Here is a 17,509-nt window from a genome sequence, read left to right on the forward strand (position 1 = left end):
TGGTGATCTGACACTGCTGTCTGGTTTTCGTGGCGGGTTCCGCTGTCGTGTTCGCGGAACTAGAGGGCTCCCTGTGACCTCCTACGGAACGCCTGTTGACGTTGCGAGCGGCGCGGGTTCCGCAAGTCCCTGAAGGCAAGAGGCCACAAGGACGCCTTTAGTCGCCGCCACCGCTGTACGCGGCCCGCGGCGAGGCAGGGGATGGGGAACCCGCCCAGCGGGCCAATGGCACCCTGAACGCCCTGGTAGGAGGCGGGAAAGCTGCTGGGTGGACCGCCGGTCGCACTCGTTCGGCGTGGCTGGTGGCAACGAGACACGACGTGGGCCGGGCTTGGATCGGGAGCGGGCGGTCCGGGGCGGGTCCGGGTGACTGCTCCGCGTCGGTGGTCGCGGTCTCGCGGGATTGCCCGACGGTGGCCTGATCCCGACCTCTGACACTAATGTCACCCTGCCCCTGCCCCTGCCCCTGCCCCTGCCCCTGCCGCGTCGTCCGGTTCGTGGGTCGTCCGGTCGGGATGACATCCGGCGGGCAGCCCCCGGCGCCAGGCGTGCGTGGGTCGGGCGCGCGCTGCGCCTTGCCGGGTCGCTCGAAAACTAAGTGAGCATTTGCTATCTTCGTGAGGATCGTTGCTCGCTGGTGACCGATCGGAGTCTCGATGGACCTCCTGCTGCGTCAGGCCTCGTTGATCGACGGAACGGGGGCTCCCGCCCGCCCCGCCGAGGTCGCGGTCAGCGGCGGCCGTGTGGTCGCCGTCGCCGCACCCGGCGAGCTGACCCCAGCCGCCGAGACGGAGATCGTCGACCTGGGCGGGCTCACCCTCGCCCCGGGGTTCATCGACGTCCACACGCACTACGACGCGCAGATCCTCTGGGACGGTGACCTCACCCCGTCGAGCTGGCACGGCGTCACCAGCGTGATCATGGGGAACTGTGGCTTCGGGGTGGCCCCGACCCGCCCCGAGCACCGCGACACGATCATGCGCATCCTGGAGAACGTCGAGGGGATGTCCCTGGACGCGCTCGACTCCGGCATCGACTGGTGCTTCGAGACCTTCCCCGAGTACCTCGCCGCGCTCGACGCCCGGCCCAAGCGCCTCAACGTCGGTGCCTTCCTCGGGCACTCGCCGCTGCGCGCGTTCGTCACCGGTGGCGAGGAGCGGGTGGCCACGCCCGAGGAGATCAAGCGGATGCGCGAGATCGTCCGTGAGGCGCTCGACGCGGGTGCGCTGGGGTTCTCCACCTCCCGCCAGCCCGCCCACCAGGGTGCCTACGGGCGTCCGGTGCCCAGCCGGTTCGCCGAGGTCAGCGAGGTCTACGAGCTGGTCTCGGTGCTCGGCGAGCTCGGCCGGGGCGTCGTGCAGGTCTCCATCGGCCCCGGCCTGTTCGTCGACCAGTTCTCCGAGCTCGCGACCCGCTACAACGTGCCGGTGACCTGGACGGCGCTGGTCGCCCGGGCGGACAAGCCGGGTGCGGCGCTGCGCACCGTCGAGCGCGGCGCGGCGCTGCCCGGCGAGGTCTACCCGCAGATCGCCTGCCGCCCGATCGTCATGCAGATCACGATGGATGATCCGGTGCCGCTCGCCGAGATCGACGAGTGGAAGGAAGTACTGGCCCGGCCGCGGGCCGAACGCGCCGACCTGTACCGGGACCAGACCTGGCGCGACCGGGCCCGCCCGGCGACGCTGGCCGCGTGGAGCCACCGCTGGCCCAAGATCGACGTCGAGGAGACCGGCGCGCACCACGACGCCGTCGGCATCCCGCTCGACCGGCTGGCCGCCGAGCGGGGCACCACCCCGTTCGACCTGATGCTCGACCTGGCGCTGGGCGACACCGAGCTGACCCGCTTCCGGGTGGTGCTCGACAACGACGGCGACGCCGAGGTCGGCGACCTGCTCGCCGACCGGCGCACGCTGCTCGGGCTGTCGGACGCCGGTGCCCACGCCAGCCAGCTCTGCGACGCCTGCTACTCGACCCATCTGCTCGGCCACTGGGTCCGCGAGCGCGGCGTGCTGTCGCTCGAGGACGCGGTGTGGCGGCTCACCGGTCAGCCGGCACAGGCCTTCCGCGTCGCCGAGCGCGGCCTGGTGCAGGAGGGCTTCCACGCCGACCTGGTCGCCTTCGACCCGGCGACGGTGGGCACGACCCCGGTCGAGCGGGTCCGTGACCAGCCGGGCGGCGCGGACCGTCTGGTGGTGCGCAGCACCGGCATCGAGTACGTCTGGGTGAACGGCGTCGCGACCCGCACCGCCGGCAAGGACCTCCCCGACGCGGCCCCCGGCCGCCTCCTGCGCGCCCGCACCGCCTGACCACCGCACGAGCCGCCTGACCACCGCACGAGCCGCCTGACGACTGCGCGTGCCGCACGCCCCGGACCCCGGTGGCGGCGATTGCGATCTTCTTTGCGTTCTGTCCTACTATGGCCTGCTGCGCAGCCGACGGTAGCCAGATCAGCGCATTGGGTTTCAGTTGATTCATGGTGCTGGCCGCCTGACCGCGGCCAGCCGATGATTCCCTGACCCGAGGAGCCCGCACATGCCCGCCGATGCTGCCGCGGAACCGGACCCGTTCGCCGGGCTGGTCCTCGACGACGCGTTCGTCGCCGCGGCGACCCGATACGAGGCACCGGCGCGCACCCGGGATGCGATCGCCCGCTTCGGAGCAGCCGAGGACGAACGGTCGCCGCTGCTGGCGAAGCCGCGGCGCGCCCGCGGCAGGCGGGCGCGTTGGGCCGGCTCCGCGGGGCGCCCACCGCGCCCGCCCCGCGGTGGATGGACTCGCGGCCGGGTCATCCTTGCCGCGATCAGCCTGACCCTCCTGGTCAGCACCCTGGTGGCGTTCGTCCGGTCAGAGTTCGACGACGTGCCGCGCACGACGGTGCCCGCCGCCGCGCCAGGCCCGTCGGCCGGTCCTACGGGGCCGGCTGCCGGGGAAACGGCCGATGCCTCGGACGAGAACTTCCCGGAGCTACGCCGATGGACGTGGGAGTCAGGGCATTGCTACCGCTGGTCACAGGCGTCGGGCGACACCTCGGTGAAAGACGTCCCGTGTGCCGGCCCGCACCTGTTCGAGGCGGTTGGGAGGCTCGACCTGAGCCCCGCCTACCCCGACGACGCCCCTTACCCGTCGGAGTGGAACGACATCGCCGATCGTCACTGTGGCCCTATGGTCACGACCTACCTGGGCTATTCGCTGGACCCGTTCGGGCGGTACACGGCGAGCTCGATTCATCCCCCGCGACCGGAGTGGGGCGATGGTCACCGAGAGGTCGTCTGCGGGCTGGCTGTCAAGGGCGAGGTCGATCCGGCTCGGCCGTGGTTCCTTTACACGTTTTCCGGCGGTGTCCGGGGAGCGGACCAGGCGCAGACCTTTCCGGCGGGTACCTGCTTCAGAGAGGTCGCCGACCAGCAGGACGACGTGGTCCCATGTGAGGGGCCTCATCACTTCGAGAGCGTCGGAACGGCCGTCCTGCCCGACAGCGCCGACGGCGCACCGCCCTCGGTCGAGCGCATCGACGAGCTCACCGACGCCGCCTGCTCGCCGAGGTTCGCGCCCTACCTGGACCACGGCGACAGCCGCGGCAACGGCGGTGTGGTCGTCGAGGTCAGCTGGCACCGGATCCATCCCGAGAGCTGGCGCGCGGGCACCCGCACCGCCACCTGCCTGGTCGGCCTGGTGGATGGCGCCGGGCGCCCGGTGGAAACCACTGGCCGGCTCGACCCGGCGAACCCCGCCGCCGGGGCAGGCACGGCCAACGTCTGAGCACCGCCGGCCGACCGCCGTGGGCAGAATTCCGGTGCGTCGGCCGGTTACCGCGGCCCGCCGGGCCCGGCCGCGGATTCTTTTCTTTGGTAAAGAGTGATTCTTCCTCGGCCGCCGCTCTGGGTGGCGAGTCCGCGGTCGCGGAGGCCACGTAGTGCCTTGCGGATACTCGGGGCGGAAAGCGCGAGTTCTTCGGCGAGCTCGCGGACCGTCCTTCCGTTCTGGGTCAGCGCCTGGTGAACGCGATGTTCCGTGGTACCCAGAGATGCCTTGGCAGCCGTACGTCCGGTGGGTGCGGGTGCGGGTGCGTGTTGGTGGAGGACCACGGTGAACCGGATGCCGCTGTTGACGTAGTGCGCAGGAGGCATCCCCCGGCCGGCGAGGGCTTCGGTCACGGTGGGTATTCCGCTGGCGAGGGCCTCGATCACCCGAGCCCCGGTCTCTGGTGATTGCACGTGCTGGCAGATGGCGACGAGCCGGGCGTTGCGTGTGGAGGTCACGGCGTCGCGTCCGGCGCGAAATGTAACCAGGTGCGGTTACATTTCGCGGTGCGGTGCGGACGGGTGCTGCTGTTGGCTCGGCGCGCTGCCGGCCTGGGGGCAGCCCGATGCGAACTTGTTCGCAGCTTGTCCTAAGATGGTCGGCTGCGCTGCCGGTGGTGGGAGCCGTTGGTGGTAGGGGCGAGGCGAGACCCGGCAGATTCACCAGGACCCGGGTCGGCGACTCGAACCGTCGCGGCGCGTACTGATCCTCGTGCCCAGGGAGCGGAACCTGTCATGTCCATCGACCGAGATCGTGTCAACAGAACGTGGCGGGGCTGGCGTGGCCCCGTGGTGACCATTGCGATCAATGTCGTGCTCGTCGGCGCGGTCGGCTGCGCGGCGGTGGAGTCCCGCGCCGGCGACTCCCGTGCCGCGACGGACGGGACGCCGCTCCCATCGTCGCCCGGCACCGCCGGCGCGGACCGGACCGTCGATCTCGAGCAGTACATCTATGCGACCGGGCACTGCTACACCTGGCGGCAGGAAATCAGCAAGTCGGATGTGAAGGACGTCCCCTGCGAGGATCGCCACCTTTTCGAGGCGGTCGACGACACGGATCTCGACAAGGAGTATTCGAGCTCGGCTTTCTATCCCAGGCCCGAGGAGTGGCCCGATATCATCGCCCGGTACTGCTCGCAGATGATGGACGAATATCTTGGTTATCCACTCGACCCGTACGGGCGCTTCGGCGCCGGCGCGGTTTATCCGGATAGTGTGGGGTGGGAGCAGGGCGACCGGTCGGTCACCTGTGGGATCGTGGCGAGCGGGACCGAGACGGATCCTTTGACGGCCTTCATGCCGTTCGAGGGCGCCGTCCGTGGCGCTGACCAGGCCTGGGTGCCCGCTGTTGGAACCTGCTTCAGCGACGACGCGGGCCACCTGACCGAGACGTCCTGTGCTGCCCCCCACAACCTGCAGAGCATCGGTGCCGTCACGGTACCGGGGACACCGCCTGGAGACGGCCCGCCGTCCGACAGCTGGCTCGACGAGCAGGCGAGCCAGCTATGCGCCGATCTCGCCGCGCCCTACCTGCGGACGGACCGCTTCGATTCCGCGTCGCTGACGCCGCAGTGGAACCCCATCGATCCGGAGAGCTGGCGCGCGGGTACCCGCCGGACGAGCTGCTATGTCGGCTTCGTCGACGAGAACGGGACATCGGTGCCGGTCCACGCGGCCATGCCTGTGCCGGCCGCCTGAGCGGGACCGCGGGGCGTGGGGCGGTTCCGCGGAACCGCCCCACGGAAACACCGGTCCGGCGGTGGAAGCATGCCCGGGGGTTCTTTTCGTGTCATTCAAAAGACAGCCGGCGTATCTTTTTCGGACGCCGCGGTCGCTCTGGATGGGCGTGTCGCGCCACCGACAGCGATTTCAGGATGCGGATTCATCCTCGGGGCTGACCCAGCCTGGAGCCGTGCGGTAGCGTCCTGAACGGAAATGCTGATCAAGGTCGAAACCATCTGATTTCCGAGGGGTTCTCCCGGGCCATGCGAAAAAGCCGCTACCCGTTTTCCTGGCTGCGTCTCCCGCAGCGAGTTCTGCCGATTCTTCCGATTCTGGTGATTCTGTCGATCTCGGCCGCGGCCTGCGATGACGGTGGCGGCAAGGGCGGCGTCCGGCACGCTGGGAACGCCTGCGACGGTGTTTCCGCCTGCACCCGTGTCGGCACGGCCGACGTTGATGCGGACGGGACCGCCGACGACATCGGGCTCGTCCAGGTCGCCCCGCAGCGCTGGCTGCTGCGGGTCCTGCCGGCCGGGGGCTCGGTCGGCGAGTTCCGGTTCGACGGGCCTGCCACCGGTCCGGACGAGCCCTGGTACGGAACCGCGCAGGTGGACGGCGTGCCAGGCGCGGAGATCGTACTGCTGACCGATCATGGAGCGCACACCGAGTGGTTCACGGTGTTGAGCCACCGAGACGGTCGGCTCGTGCGGTCCGATCCGCCGGGAGAGCGACCGGAGCCGGAGAGCGGGTGGGCGGTCGACAGTGCCAACAGCGGCTGGATCGGTTACGCCTGCGGAAAGCAGGGCGAGACCGTGACGCTGTTGGCGAGTGCCTCGGAGCGAAATGATGACCCGGCCCGCCCCGAGGCCTACAACGAAATCAACACGCTGTACGGATGGACGGATTCCGGCTGGCGTGAGCTGTCCAGCCGGAACGTGGCCTACAATGCCGGGGACCATTCAGGGGAAGAACACGCCGGCTGGCACTGCGACGGCCTTCCGGTCTATCCCGACTGACGTCCGCCGGTCTGGTGGTCCGTGCCCACCCGCCGCACAGCCAGCAATTCACCCCAATAACGGCAAACTGGGCGCGGGGTCGCCTGACGATCGACAAGAAGTGAGGATTTTGGCTGTTCCAACCGCCAAAATCCTCACTTCTTGCTTGGTGGCAACGAGAAACCTCGGTAGGAAGCCCGCTGGCGGCGGCGCGCTCAGGCCTGCGGGTCAGGCCTGTGCGGTCTGCGCCGGGCGGGGCTGGTCCGAGCCGGTGTCGGGGATGCGCAGCAGCTCCGCGGTGTTGCCGCGCAGGATCTTGCGGGCCACCGCCGGCTCGCAGGTGTCCAGGCGCTCCACGTAGTCGACCGGCTGGCGCAGGCCTTCGGGGTGCGGGTAGTCCGAGCCGAAGAGGACCTGGTCCGGGCCGAGGATGTCGATCAGGTCGTGGACGTCGTCCTCCGGGAACGGGCAGACCCACAGGTGCTCGGTGAGCATCTCGCTCGGGCGGGCGCTGAGCGGGCCGCCGATCATCGGGCCGCGCCGGCCCAGGGCCGCGGCCTTGTCGACGGTCTTGAGCAGGTGCCGGACCCAGTTGCTGCCGTTCTCGATCGAGACGATCTTCACGCCGGGGTGGCGGCCGAAGAGATTGTGCAGGGTCAGGGCGGTCAGGGTGTCGACGATCGGCCGCTCGGTGTTGCACAGCGCCCACTGCAGCGGCGACTGGCGGTGGGACGGGTTGCCCGCGTCCTCAGACCAGAGGCTCCCGTAGGCCAGGTTGTAGCCACTGTTGGAGACGTGGAAGACGACCCCGACACCGGCCTCGGCGACCGTCGCCCAGAACGGGTCGAACACCGGGTCGGCGGGGGAGCGCCCCCCGACCGGGCCAGGGCGCAGGTGCACCAGGCGGGCCCCGGCGTCGAGCACCCGGCGTAGCTCGACCAGGCAGTGGTCGAGGTCGAGCAGGGAGAGCATCGGCACGGCGAAGATCCGGTTCTCCGCCGCGTAGCCCCAGTCCTCCTCCAGCCAGCGGTTGAACGCCCGCAGGCTCGCGTAGGTGAGCTCGATGTCATCCACCATGTCCTGCTCGACGGCCACGCCGAGCGTCGGCAGCATGATGCTCGCCTCGACGCCCTGGTCGTCCATCAGGCGCAGCCGGGCGGGCCGCTCGATGAAGGCGGGGTGGTCCTTGGCGTTGAGGACCTCCCGGTGGGTGAAGCCGTCGGCGACCTCACCGACGAACAGCCCCTGCAGCGCTCCTGGCGCGGAGGCGTAGTCACCGGGCATGACGCTCATGAAGGTGCGGCGGTCGCCGATGAAGACCCGGCCGAGACCGTCCGTGCCGCGTTCCACCCGCACGGTCTCGTTCTTCCAACGGGACTCGATGTGTCGGGAGAAGCAGTCATCCGGCTCGTAGTAGTGGCCGTCGGCATCAATCAGCTCGTAGTCCACCGATCCACCTCCACAAAGATAGTGAACACCCGCTCATTATAGGACCTGGCCCGCCTGGTGGATGCTCTTGCTGGCCAACAGGCTGTTGATCTCCTCGGCGGAGAAGCCGAGCCCGGTCAGGATGTCCGTGCTGTGCTCGCCGATTCCGGGGAGCGTCGGCCGGGGGGCTTCCGGAGTGCGGGGGCCGTAGCGCAGCAGCGGCCCGATCTGCTCGAACCAGCCCCAGTCCGCCACGTCGTAGGACGCGACCCGCCCGAGCTGGCGGTTCACCGGATCGTCCAGCACCGCGCGGCGGAACCCGTCCCGGTCGAGCTCGTCGACCAGCTCGGCCGCCAGGCCGTGCGCACGCAGGTGCGCCACCCACTCGGCCGCCGTCGCGGTCGCGAACGTGGCCTCCAGCGTGGCCTCCGCTTGGCGGGCGAGCGCGTCCTGCGCGCCGCCGCGCAGCGGGACGTACGCCTCGGGCAGGGGTTCGCCGCCGGTTACCGGCGTGCCGGTGCTGGTGCTGGTGCTGGTGTTGGAGTCGGTGCTGGTGGCGGTGCCGCCGCTGACGCCCACGCCGGCGGGCGGTGGCAGGGTGCGCAGGCGCTGCCAGGCGTCCCGGTCCGGCACGACGAGCGCGAACCAGCGGCCGTCCCGGGCCGGGTAGATGCGATAGCCCGGGCCGTAGCCCGTCTGGGCGGCGTCCAGGGTGGGGGTGGCCACGGGTTCGCCGTCCCGGAAGAACACGCCGCTCTGCAGGAGCATCCCGGCGCCGAGCAGGCTGGTATCCACCCGCTGCCCGCGCCCGGTGGCCTCCCGCGCGTACAGCCCGGCGAGGATCCCGGCCGCGGCGACCCAGCCGCCCGTGATGTCCAGCGGGATCCAGGTCGGGGCCACCGGGTCGTTCCCGGCGCCGCCGACGGCCTGCTCCAGCCCGGTCAGCGCCTGCATCAGCGCGTCGTTGCCCGGGTGCTTCGCCCGCGGCCCGGACGGCCCGAAGGCACTGGCGTGGCAGTAGACGGCGCTCGGGTTGAGCGCGGCGACGGTGCCGGCGTCGATGCGCAGCCGCTCGGCCACGCCGACGCGGAAGTTGTGCAGGACGACGTCGGCCCAGCGGATCAGCCGCTCGACGACCGGCCTGGTCTCGGCGGCGCCCAGATCCATGGCGAGGCTGCGCTTGCCGCGCTGGCAGGCGGCCACCGCGTAGGCCGCGGCCCGCATCGCCTCACCACCCGGCGGCTCGACCTTGATGACGTCCGCGCCCAGGTCGGCCAGCACCTGGGCGGCGAGCGGGCCGGCCACGAAGGCTGAGAAGTCCAGGACCCGCACGCCGTGCAGCGCGAGCCCCGGCGCCCCTCCCGCCTGCGGGCCACGCCTGCCCGCTGCGGCGCCGGCGCCGACACCGGCTGCGGCTGCGGTGTCGGTGGCCGGCTCCGCTGACTGGACGGAGATCGGCGAGCCGACGACGACGTCCTCGTGGCCCGCCTCGGAGCGGGGCACGGCGAGGCCGATCTCGGCCAGGTGCGGGTCGGCGAGCGCCTCACCGGGGCGCAGCACCGGCTCACAGGCGATCCCGGCGGCCCGCAGCCGGGTCAGCCAGTCCGCCCGCGGCCGCAGCGCGAACGGGGAGCGCCAGCGCCGGGCGCGCTCGTTCAGCGCCCCGGTCATCTGGTCGGCGTAGTAGCCCTCCGCGCTGGGGGTGTCGCCGAGCACCTCGATGAGGCGCGCGTACATGCCCTTGCCGCCGAACCAGACCTGGAGCAGCTCGCCGTCCGCGCAGCGGTACAGGAAGTTGGGGAAGGTCGAGCCCTTCTCCCAGTACGACTCGATCTCCGTGGCGGCCCGCTCGGAGCGCCCGATCATGCAGCCGAGGGTGGCCAGCAGACCGTCGTAGAGGGACGTCTCGGCCCAGCCGCCGTGGTCCGTCGCGGCCCGGCGGCGCAGCAGCGCGAGCGCCGAGGTGATGAGCAGGAACGCCGTGCCGCTGCCGGACGCCTGCGCGTCGACGAAGATCGGGCCCGGGCGGTGCCCGGCCAGCTGGGTGCAGAAGCCGGCGCGTGCCTCCACGAGCAGCCCGAAGTCCGCCGTGGTGCCCTTGGACGTCCGGCTGGGCCGGCAGCGCAGGTAGACCAGGCCTGGGCGGGCGGTGGTGAGCTCGAGGCAGCCCAGCCCGCGCTCCTCGACGAGCTGCTCGGGGCCGTAGACGATGGCCACGTCCGCGCCGAGCAGCAGGTCACGGATGTGTGCCGGGTCGTCGGTGACGACCAGGTGCTTGTCGCGGTGCCAGACCTGGCCCCAGGCGACCTCCTCGTCGAGCTCGGGTGTCGCCGTGCCCACCACGCGCACGACCCGAGCACCGAGGTCGGCGAAGATCATGCCGGGCACGCCGCCGGCGAGCCCCAGCCCGAGGTCGCTGGTGCCGACCGCGACCTCGACGACTGTCAGCCCCGCGCACGGGCGCTGCGCCCCGAGGGCGACGGCCGCGCTCATGAGGCGCTCCCGGCGGCCGACGTGGACAGCGTGGCGGCGGCCGATCCTTCGGGATCGGGCGCCGGTGGGGCGACCAGCCTCGGCAGCACCTCCTCGGCCGCGAGGGTGATCACGTCGAGGGTGTCCTCGTGCGCGGCAGGTGAGATCACAAAGTGGCGCACACCGGCGTTGACGTACTCCTGGAGGCGGGCGGCGACGTCCTCGGGCGTGCCCGCGGGGGCGATGCGGTCCAGCATGCCGCCCGGTTTGTCCCCGTAGGCCTTGCCGAGGAACTTCGCGACGTCGTCCCGGGCGCGGTCCCGGTCGCGGCGAATCGAGCAGTAGAGAAAGATCATCCACTCGAAGCCGCTCGCGTCGAGGTCACGACCAGCGGATTCGGCGTGTTCGCGGACGGTGGTGACGGTCCGGGCGTAGGCGTCCGGGGAGACGAGGTACGGCATCCAGCCGTTGCCGAGGCGGGCCGCGCGGCGCATCGCGGCGCCCTTGCGCCCGGACACCATCAGCGGCGGCCCACCGGGCCGCACCGGCCGTGGCTCGCCGGTGCCCGCGTCCCGTAACGCCACCGGGTGCAGCTCGACGTCGTCGAAGTGGAAGAACTTGCCGTGATGGCTGACCGGGCCCCCGCTCCACAGCGCGCGCAGGATCTCCAGGGTCTCGTCGGTGCGCGGCCCGCGCTCGGCGACCGGCACGCCGACGGCGTCGAACTCGTGCGGGAACTCACCCCCGACCCCGACCCCGATCGAGAGCCGCCCGCCGCTGTGCACGTCGAGGTCGGCGATCTGCTTGGCGAGCACGACCGGCTGGTAGAGCGGGGCCAGCAGGACGGCGGTGCCGACGCGGACCCGCTCGGTCCAGGCCGTCATCAGCGCGAGCCGGGTGAGCGCCTCACCGGTGCCCGTCCGCGGCAGGACGTGCCCGCCATGCCAGACGGACTCGATCGGGAGGCGTTCGGCGGCGGCGAGCCACGCCCGGTCCGGCTCGGGGATCGCCGCTGCTCCGAAGACGATGTGGTTGTCTGGCAACAAGGGCTCCTTCGCGGACGACCGGTCGGGCGCGTGCGGTAGCCGGCCGGCCGGTTGGTTGACCGGCCGGCAGGCCGGGCCCCGGACCCGCCCGAGGGTGCCGATCCCGCCCGGGGATTCGGCCCGCGGGCTGCCGGCGCCCCGCGTTCGGACCGGTGCGGGCCGTGACCTCGGCACTTGCCGGCGTCAGTCGCGGAATGTCGGCCCGCACGGCCGAGCTTGCGTGGCAGAATAGCGGAGTGAGCGTACACTTTTTAATGGTTCGAGGGGAAGCTCGGCCAGACCCGTCGACGGGTCTGGCGCCTGCATCGGCCCCGGGTTCGGCCCCCGCGCCCGCGTCGGCCAGAGCGGGGCGCTCCGCGTGACGGCGCCGGTCGGCACGGTCGGCATCCCGCCGGCGGTGACGGAGGAGACCGAGCCGTTCTGGACCGCCGCCGCGGAAGGCCGCCTCCTCGTCGAGCACTGCGGCGCCTGCGGCGCCGAGTCGTTCCCGCCCTACGGGACCTGCCGGGCCTGCCGCCACCGGCCGGTCGAGTTCGTGGAGATCACCGAGCGGGGCCGGGTCTACAGCTTCACCGTGAACCACCAGCGCTGGCTGCCCGGCCTGGAGGTGCCCTACGCGATCGTCCTCGTTGAGTTCCCGGGCCATCCGGGAGTGCGGGTCGCCGGCCGGCTGCGCGGCTGCGCCCCCGAGGAGGTGGCCATCGGCGCCGAGGTCGAGGTCGGCTTCGAACCGGGCCCGGGCGGCTACGCCGTCCCCAGCTTCGTCGCGGTTGCGGCCGCGGCAGAACCAGGTGCGGCGTCATGACCGGCACCACCGGCACCGACCACTTCGAGCGACGGGCCGTCATCTCCGGGATCGGGCAGTCCGCTGTCGGGCGGCGCATCGACCGGTCCGGCTTCCAGCTCACCCTTGACGCGGTGCTCGCGGCGATCGCCGACGCCGGGCTGACCGTCGACGACATCGATGGGCTCGCCATGTTCCCCGGCGGAGGCAAGGCCAACCTGCCCGGCTACGCGAACGGCAACCTGTACGAGATCCAGGACGCGCTGCGCATCACGACATCCTGGCGGCAGGGCCAGGTCGAGGGCATGAGCCTGCCGTTCTACGGCCCGGCGCAGGCCGTCGCCACCGGGCAGGCCAGGCATGTCGTCATCTGGCGGACGGTGAAGGAGGGCAGCGCGGCCCGCAACGCCGGCGGCCGGCCCGCCTACGGCTCGATCCATCCGGCGGCCGAGGGCCCGCTCGCCTGGCTGCTGCCGATCGGCGCGCTCTCCCCGGTGTGCCAGGTCGCCCCGTACGCCACCCGCTACATGCACGACTACGGCGTGACCCGCGAGCAGCTCGCCTGGATACCGGTGACCCAGCGGGCGCACGCGGCCCTCAACCCGGACGCCGTCTACCGCGACCCGCTCACCGTGGACGACTACCTGGCCTCCCGCATGATCTCCACGCCGATCTGCCTGTACGACTGCGACGTGCCCGTCGACGGCGCGACCGCGATCGTCATCTCCGCCGCGGACGCCGCCGCGGACCTGCGGGCACCCGTCGCCATCGAGGCGATGGCCGGGGTGGTGGACGGACGTCCGTCCTGGGAGCAGTGGGAGGACATGAGCCGGGTCGGCTACGCCACCGCGGCGGCGCTGTGGAACCGGACGAGCCTGCGCCCGGCCGACGTCGACGTCGCCCAGCTCTACGACGGCTTCATGATCGAGGCGGTGTGGTGGCTGGAGGCCATGGGGTTCTGCGGCACCGGCGAGGCCGGCGCCTTCGTCGAGGGCGGGAAGCGGATCGGGCTCGGCGGTGAGCTGCCGCTCAACACCTGGGGCGGGCAGCTTTCCGGCGGGCGGCTGCACGCGTCCTTCGGGCACACGGCGGAGGCCGTCCGCCAGCTGCGGGGTGAGGCGGGCGCCCGGCAGGTCGCCGGTGCCGAGGTGGCCGCGGTGACCAACGTGGGCGGCTTCGAGGCAGGCGCGGCCCTGCTGACCCGCTGGCGCTAGCCGACGAGCAGGTCGCCGGCGAAGAGGCGGCTGACGAGGGGACAACCGGCGGGCAGGTAGCCGGCGAACAGGCGGTTGGCGAACGAGCTGTACCGACACAGACCGGGTAAGAGGCCGGGCGAGAGCAAGGAGACGGCGATGCCACGTGGAACAGGACGGGTCGAGGGAAAGGTCGCCATCGTCACGGGTGCCGGCTCCACGCCGGGGCCCGGGATGGGGACCGGCAAGGCCAGCGCGGTGGTGCTCGCCCGGGAAGGCGCGAGTGTCCTGCTCGTCGACCTGCACCCCGAGCGGGCCGCGGAGACGTTACAGATGATCGAGGACGAGGGTGGCAAGGCCAAGGTGTTCGGCGCCGACGTCACCAGCGCGGCGGACTGCGAGGCGATGGTCGACGCCGCCGTCGACACGTTCGGCACGGTGGACATCCTCGTCAACAACATCGGCCTGGCCTCGGTCGGGACCGTCGTCGACACCTCCGAACAGGCGTGGGACCGCAGCCTCAACCTGAACCTGCGCACGGTCTTCCTAGCGTCGAAGTACGCGGTGCCGGTGATGGCCGCGAAGGGCGCCGGTTCGATCGTCAACATCTCGTCGATCTCCGCGCTGCGCGGCGACGGCACCATCGCCTACTCCGCCGCCAAGGGCGCGATCCTCGCGATGACGGTCGACATGGCCTACTCCCACGGCCGGGACGGAATCCGGGTGAACGCGATCGCGCCCGGCCACATCACCACTCCGATGGTCAACTCGGTGTCGGGCCAGGACGCGATGGCCGACTTCCGCAACCGGCTCCGTAACGAGGCGGGCCTGCTGGGCACGCCCGGCACCGGCTGGGACGTCGGCTGGGCGGTCGGCTACCTCGCCTCCGACGAGGCGCGCTGGGTGACCGGCGTGACGCTGCCGGTGGATTCCGGCGTTCTGAGCGTCACCCCGCTGATGATGGCCCCGCACCTGCGCGGCGTGCAGGAATAAACACCGCAACGCCGCGCAGTACGGAGTTTGTTTTTCGTGAATGTCGGGGCCGGTGGCTTCCAAACCCGGTCTGGTGCCGGACCGGCCTGGCCTGGGCCCCGACATTCACCACTTGCTCGGCCTGGGCGGTCAGCCCAGTGCACGCACCTTGGCCGCGGCGAACGCGGCGCCGCTGGTCGTGCTGCCGTCATACCCGTAGGTGAGATGCGCCAGCGTGTTGTACCCGGCCGCGCAGACCGGGTCACCGAGGTTGCAGTATTCCTTGGCCTTCGAGCCGTAGAGCGCGCTGGCGGTGGGAATGTGCTGGCCGTACAGCGCGAGCGGGTTGCCGAACACGACCACCGCGGCGACCCGCGGCGCGAGGTTCGTCGGGATGGTCTCACCGGTGCCGAGCAGGGTCGGGATGCCGATCGAGATGTCGGTGACGCTCGCACCCTGCGAGTACCCGCCGAGCACGAACTTCGTGTTCGGGCAGGACGCGGCCACCGACTTCACGTGCCGGGTCATGTCGGTGGCGCCGGGGCCGGCGGAGGTCTGGGCGAGGTCGGCGGCGTAGTTGACGGCGTAGGAGCTGACCGACTTCCCGGTCAGGTTCGTCTTCAGGGAGTTGACGAACGGGGTGCCCGTGATTCCCAGGCCGGCCAGCTCGCCGCTGCCGCGGGCGAAGACGATGTCGACGTCGGAACAGGTCGCCGCGCCTGCGGGTTCCGCGGCGATTCCGATGCCCAGTGAGCCGGCGACCGCCACCATGGCCAGCGCCAGGGTCCGCTTTTTCCGGGAACGCGAGAGCTGCATAGCTTCTCTTTCCTCGGGAATCCGTCGACTTTTTGACGGAGATTCCCAGTCGTGCCCCCACGACTAATTACCTTGCGCTCCCGAAACTAGCTTTCGCCCCGGTGGTGGATCAAGCCGCCCTCATAGGGGTTCACCCTTAGGTGCCAGCGACATCACCGAGCGACATCACCGAGCGGGTTCGTCGGCTACCCGTGCCGGCTACCCGTGCCGGTTGCCCGTGCCGGCTACCCGTGCCGGTTGCCTGACCCCGCCATCGCCCGCCGCGCGCCCGCGCGGCACCGGCAATTCCCTCAAGAGGTGCAAGAAGGGCCAAGTTTCACTTGTCGATCCGCAAGAAGTGAGGATTCTGGTCGTTGGAACGACCGAAATCGTTCGTTCTTGCGGCTCGCCAAACCGGTCTGGCGGGCTCGCGGAGGTCCGACGGTTGCTGGCACGACGTGCTGGGTGGCGAAGATCCGTTCGGGTGCTGCACCGGAACCGGAAACCTGACCGTACCTGTCAACCTGTGCGCTCGCTGTGGCGTTCAGAAGGGGCAGGGACACGGAGAGGACATATCGGGTGCAGGCACGGGATGAACGTGCGTTCGAGGAGTTCGTCGCGCGCACGGGTGACCGGCTGCTGCGCTGCGCCTTCCTGCTGGTCGGGGAGCGCGCCGCGGCGGAGGACCTCGTCCAGGGGGCGTTGGAGCGCACCTATCGGCACTGGCCGCGGGTTTCGGTCGGTCAGCCGGAGGCTTATGTGCGTAGGGCGCTGGTCAACGCCGCCGCGAGCCGATGGCGAAGTAACCGGATCAGAGAGGTCCCGCTGGGACCACATGACGTGGTCGGCCCGCCGGACCACGCGGATCATCTCCTGGCCCGCGACGAACTGATCCGCGCGCTCATGACCCTGCCGGCCCGGCAGCGGGCGGTGCTCGTCCTGCGGTATTTCGACGATCTGCCGGAGGCGGAGGTCGCGGCCGCCCTGGGGTGCAGCATCGGCTCGGTCAAGACCCATGCCTCGCGCGGGCTCGCCCGGCTGCGGGCCAGCACCGAACTCGTCGACCGTTCCCTACCGATGACGGGGAGGAATCCGTGAGCATCGACCTCGAACTGGGACTACGCGAGGCCATGCGGGGCGCGACCGAGCCGCTCACAGCCGGGCCCGACCTGGCCCAGGCCGCCCGCGAACGGTTTCGCCGACGCCGCCGCAACCGGCGGGCCGTCCTCGGCGCGGCGATGGCAGTGCTGGTGGCGGTGTTCTCCACCGGCCTCGTCGTGGCCCGGTCAGGTTCCGACGCCGTCGAGATCAGACCGGCCGGGCCGTCACCCGCCGTCACCAGCCCGTCCCCCGCGCCGATTACGGATCCCCTCGGGTTGCTCTCCACCCGTGACGTCGGTGGTGTCGACATCACCTGGCTGCCCGCTGGAGTGGTCCCGGGCCGCGGGGCGAGGTCGGGGTGGGGTGAAAAGCAGGCAAGAACGTCCCGCTTCGATTACCCCGGTGCCGTCGACGGGCAGCGAGGCTTCGTCGCCGTCACTACGGAATGGAACCCGGAACTGACCTTCGACGAAGTCGAGATCCGGATGCGTGCGCAGCAGCGCCGGTTCGAGCGGGTGACGGTCAGGGGCCGGCCCGCGCTGCTCACCCACCAGAATGACCCCGCGCTGCTCACTCAACTGGATGTCAAGGAGGTGTTCAGCCTCGTCTGGATCGAACAGGACGGTCTCTGCCTCGAGGTCGCCGCGAGGGCTCCGGCCACTGAGAGCGACATACGTCGGGTCGCCGACGGGCTCGTTGTCGGGTCGCCGCCGCGAACAGATCCAGCCGACGACCGGGCCATCCGCGCGGTGGTGGCCCAGGCGTTCAGCACGACGACTCCGCCGGACCGGGTGCTCGCGGCGGTCGAGAACGGCGCGGACCTCGCGTCGGGCCTGGCGCTGTACCGCTCGCAGCATCCCGGGCTGGCACGCACGCTGCGGGTGGCGGTGAACGTGGTGGACGCGGTGGTCATGGTGCCCGGCCGCGCCGGGGCGACGATCACACTCACCTTCACCGATCCGACCGTGCGGATGCCCGACGCCCTCGGGGGCCCTGAGGGGCCGACGACCCGCGACACCATGGTCATGCTGGTCCGAACCGGGAAGGGCTGGCAGGTCGGCCGGGACAGCTTCTGCGCGCTTCTCCAGGGGGTGTGCCCGGCCGGCTGAGCGGAAGGCCAGGCAGCTGCGGGCCGCCGCCGGGACTGGCATTGCTACCGGACAAGAGTGGAGGATTCCGGTCGCGAGAACGACCGGAATCC

Annotated in this window: 14 protein-coding genes; 9 read left to right on the plus strand and 5 right to left on the minus strand. The window is 71.2% G+C overall.

What is annotated here, in order from left to right; genetic code table 11:
* The first annotated feature begins 656 nt into the window (after positions 1-656).
* Both ACG83_RS37145 and ACG83_RS37150 read left to right on the plus strand, forming a co-directional pair.
* Positions 657-2,306 carry an amidohydrolase family protein gene (locus ACG83_RS37145; protein ID WP_054570917.1) on the plus strand — a complete coding sequence of 550 codons (1,650 nt, stop codon included), beginning with the start codon at positions 657-659 and terminating at the stop codon, positions 2,304-2,306.
* Positions 2,307-2,532: 226 nt separating this feature from the next.
* Entirely contained in the window at positions 2,533-3,759 is a 1,227-nt protein-coding gene (locus ACG83_RS37150; RefSeq protein WP_054570918.1) for a septum formation family protein, read from the plus strand.
* Positions 3,760-3,806: 47 nt separating this feature from the next.
* Here the strand turns inward: ACG83_RS37150 and ACG83_RS43265 are convergent, their stop codons facing one another.
* Positions 3,807-4,259: an ATP-binding protein gene (locus ACG83_RS43265; protein WP_235498422.1), complete on the minus strand. Its 453-nt coding sequence runs from the start codon at positions 4,257-4,259 to the stop codon at positions 3,807-3,809.
* Between the two features lie 330 nt (positions 4,260-4,589).
* On the opposite strand from ACG83_RS43265, the gene ACG83_RS37155 reads away from it, so the two are divergent.
* The gene (locus tag ACG83_RS37155) at positions 4,590-5,498 is read left to right on the plus strand and encodes a septum formation family protein (RefSeq protein ID WP_161934839.1); all 909 of its coding nucleotides are present in this window, start codon (positions 4,590-4,592) and stop codon (positions 5,496-5,498) included.
* Positions 5,499-5,785: 287 nt separating this feature from the next.
* Positions 5,786-6,538: a hypothetical protein gene (locus ACG83_RS37160; RefSeq protein ID WP_054570920.1), complete on the plus strand. Its 753-nt coding sequence runs from the start codon at positions 5,786-5,788 to the stop codon at positions 6,536-6,538.
* Between the two features lie 207 nt (positions 6,539-6,745).
* Here ACG83_RS37160 and ACG83_RS37165 read toward each other — a convergent pair whose 3' ends face one another.
* The 3 genes from ACG83_RS37165 to ACG83_RS37175 are packed head-to-tail and all read right to left on the minus strand — an operon-like array spanning position 6,746 to position 11,460.
* Positions 6,746-7,966, minus strand: a complete 1,221-nt coding sequence (locus ACG83_RS37165) for an amidohydrolase family protein (RefSeq protein WP_054570921.1) — start codon at positions 7,964-7,966, stop codon at positions 6,746-6,748.
* Positions 7,967-8,002: 36 nt separating this feature from the next.
* A complete protein-coding gene (locus ACG83_RS37170; protein ID WP_054570922.1) occupies positions 8,003-10,438 on the minus strand; it encodes a CoA transferase in 2,436 nt (811 codons plus the stop codon).
* On the minus strand, positions 10,435-11,460 hold the full coding sequence (locus ACG83_RS37175) for an LLM class flavin-dependent oxidoreductase (RefSeq protein ID WP_054570923.1): 1,026 nt from the start codon (positions 11,458-11,460) through the stop codon (positions 10,435-10,437). Before ACG83_RS37175 ends, ACG83_RS37170 begins: the two co-directional genes overlap by 4 nt.
* A 361-nt stretch (positions 11,461-11,821) precedes the next feature.
* Here ACG83_RS37175 and ACG83_RS37180 point away from each other — a divergent pair, with 361 nt between their 5' ends.
* The 3 genes from ACG83_RS37180 (at position 11,822) to ACG83_RS37190 (ending at position 14,433) form a co-directional block, all read left to right on the plus strand.
* The gene (locus tag ACG83_RS37180; RefSeq protein ID WP_235498423.1) at positions 11,822-12,268 is read left to right on the plus strand and encodes a Zn-ribbon domain-containing OB-fold protein; all 447 of its coding nucleotides are present in this window, start codon (positions 11,822-11,824) and stop codon (positions 12,266-12,268) included.
* Positions 12,265-13,461 (plus strand): thiolase family protein, encoded by a 1,197-nt coding sequence (locus tag ACG83_RS37185; protein ID WP_054570924.1) that lies wholly within the window; start codon positions 12,265-12,267, stop codon positions 13,459-13,461. Before ACG83_RS37180 ends, ACG83_RS37185 begins: the two co-directional genes overlap by 4 nt.
* A gap of 138 nt (positions 13,462-13,599) precedes the next feature.
* Positions 13,600-14,433 carry an SDR family NAD(P)-dependent oxidoreductase gene (locus ACG83_RS37190; RefSeq protein WP_054570925.1) on the plus strand — a complete coding sequence of 278 codons (834 nt, stop codon included), beginning with the start codon at positions 13,600-13,602 and terminating at the stop codon, positions 14,431-14,433.
* Positions 14,434-14,562: 129 nt separating this feature from the next.
* Here ACG83_RS37190 and ACG83_RS37195 read toward each other — a convergent pair whose 3' ends face one another.
* The gene (locus ACG83_RS37195) at positions 14,563-15,228 is read right to left on the minus strand and encodes a cutinase family protein (protein WP_054570926.1); all 666 of its coding nucleotides are present in this window, start codon (positions 15,226-15,228) and stop codon (positions 14,563-14,565) included.
* Positions 15,229-15,786: 558 nt separating this feature from the next.
* Between ACG83_RS37195 and ACG83_RS37200 the strand changes: the two genes are divergently transcribed.
* Positions 15,787-16,305 carry a SigE family RNA polymerase sigma factor gene (locus ACG83_RS37200; protein WP_054570927.1) on the plus strand — a complete coding sequence of 173 codons (519 nt, stop codon included), beginning with the start codon at positions 15,787-15,789 and terminating at the stop codon, positions 16,303-16,305.
* Positions 16,302-17,417 (plus strand): hypothetical protein, encoded by a 1,116-nt coding sequence (locus tag ACG83_RS37205; RefSeq protein WP_054570928.1) that lies wholly within the window; start codon positions 16,302-16,304, stop codon positions 17,415-17,417. The genes ACG83_RS37200 and ACG83_RS37205 overlap by 4 nt, the downstream gene beginning before the upstream one ends.
* Positions 17,418-17,509 lie beyond the last annotated feature (92 nt).

It is taken from the genome of Frankia sp. R43 (assembly GCF_001306465.1).
GTDB classification, from domain to species: Bacteria; Actinomycetota; Actinomycetes; order Frankiales; family Frankiaceae; genus Parafrankia; species Parafrankia irregularis.